The organism is Carboxydocella sporoproducens DSM 16521 (assembly GCF_900167165.1).
Lineage (GTDB): Bacteria > Bacillota.
The window spans coordinates 1-1,332 of the sequence record NZ_FUXM01000080.1 but is presented as its reverse complement, the minus strand read 5'-3'; the positions used below and the strand labels follow the sequence as shown (position 1 = coordinate 1,332).

The following is a 1,332-nucleotide window of genomic DNA, read 5'->3' as shown; positions in this document are numbered from 1 at the left end:
ATGCCACGGTAGCTCAGTTGGTAGAGCAGAGGACTGAAAATCCTCGTGTCGGCGGTTCGATTCCGTCCCGTGGCACCATATACAAAGTGTACCAGCGGCCCCTAAGCCGCTTATGGTTGTTTCGTGAAGATGCGGACGTAGCTCAGCTGGTAGAGCATCGGCTTCCCAAGCCGAGTGTCGCGGGTTCGAATCCCGTCGTCCGCTCCAGAGAAATCAAGGGTTCCAGGCATCGTGGATGTCGGAACCCTTTTTTGGTGCCCATTTGGTGCCCGTCGTTAACACCTCATCAATCAGGTTCACATCTTCCCAGGATTGTTGATCTGAGTTGTCTTATTAATCCTGTAAAATACATAGAACCAAACGGCACATTAGTAAACATATGAATGGTATGTTACATGACCTGTGAGCAATATCAATCTGATGCAGCAATTAGAGAAATAGTTAGTACCACCCAGCCAAAACTGGTTAAGGTGGTATTCTTATGCTCAAATCAACGGCTACATCCGCTGGTTAAGGGTGGATAAAACAAAGGGGGTAACTTCACTGAATGATGATCAAATGAACAATCCTGGCAGGAGAATCGTTTGGGGGAAGATGAATGTTTTACAAGTATATAGTTTAAATATTTAAGTACGATGTGTTACAATATCTTTATAAACAGTGGATGGAGGTGATTTGAAATGAATTTAGCATTTAAAATAGCGCGCGTTTTAATTTGGGTAGAGTATATTATTCATGTAATTGTAGCGGTCATGTTAATAGCTGCAGTAGGAGGAATCATTTTAAATACTTTTACGGGACTAAGTTTAACTAAGAATGTTCTCTTGTTAATTAGCAATGCCTTGCTGATTATGATTATTAAAGAAGTAATCTGGACAGTAGTTAAGTTTTTCAAAAAAGAGAGGTTTAGTGTTACTTCTTTTATCCTGATTGGGATCATTTCAGCAGTGAGACAAAACCTCTTTGTTGAGGCCCAGAAGTCTCTAACCAAAAGCCATGGTTTGGATACACTGATAGAAATCAGCATAAATACCCTAATAATTTTAGCTCTAGCTATCGCCTATTACATAGTGAAAAAAGCAGAAAGTTGTCCAGGTGAATAGCAAAAGATACTTTGAGGAAAAATTAAAAAATGGGTTGACAGGATGGTTTCGTTTGTGTTAATATAAGCAAGCGCCCGGCAGACAGCACTGCAGGGCGCGAGAAAAATAAAAACTTGTTGTTGACAAAAACGCTGCCGATGTGATATTATAACTAACGTCGCTGATGCGAAGTTCGAAGTTCGAGGTGCGAAGTTCGAATGCAAGTGTCATGCATGTTGAGGTTGATTAG

1 protein-coding gene and 2 tRNA genes are annotated in these 1,332 nt (G+C 40.9%); all 3 read left to right on the top strand.

Translation table 11 applies throughout. The features are described from left to right. The first annotated feature begins 2 nt into the window (after positions 1-2). The 3 genes from B5D20_RS13580 (at position 3) to B5D20_RS13570 (ending at position 1,103) form a co-directional block, all read left to right on the top strand. Positions 3-78: transfer RNA gene (locus B5D20_RS13580), tRNA-Phe, on the top strand. Positions 79-131: 53 nt separating this feature from the next. After that, positions 132-207: transfer RNA gene (locus B5D20_RS13575), tRNA-Gly, on the top strand. A 473-nt stretch (positions 208-680) separates the two neighbouring features. Further along, positions 681-1,103, top strand: a complete 423-nt coding sequence (locus B5D20_RS13570; protein WP_078666716.1) for a phosphate-starvation-inducible PsiE family protein — start codon at positions 681-683, stop codon at positions 1,101-1,103. Positions 1,104-1,332 lie beyond the last annotated feature (229 nt).

Excerpts from the sequence above, each read along its gene's own strand:
- B5D20_RS13570 (WP_078666716.1), top strand. The coding sequence starts at position 681 with ATGAATTTAGCATTTAAAATAGCGCGCGTTTTAATTTGGGTAGAGTAT.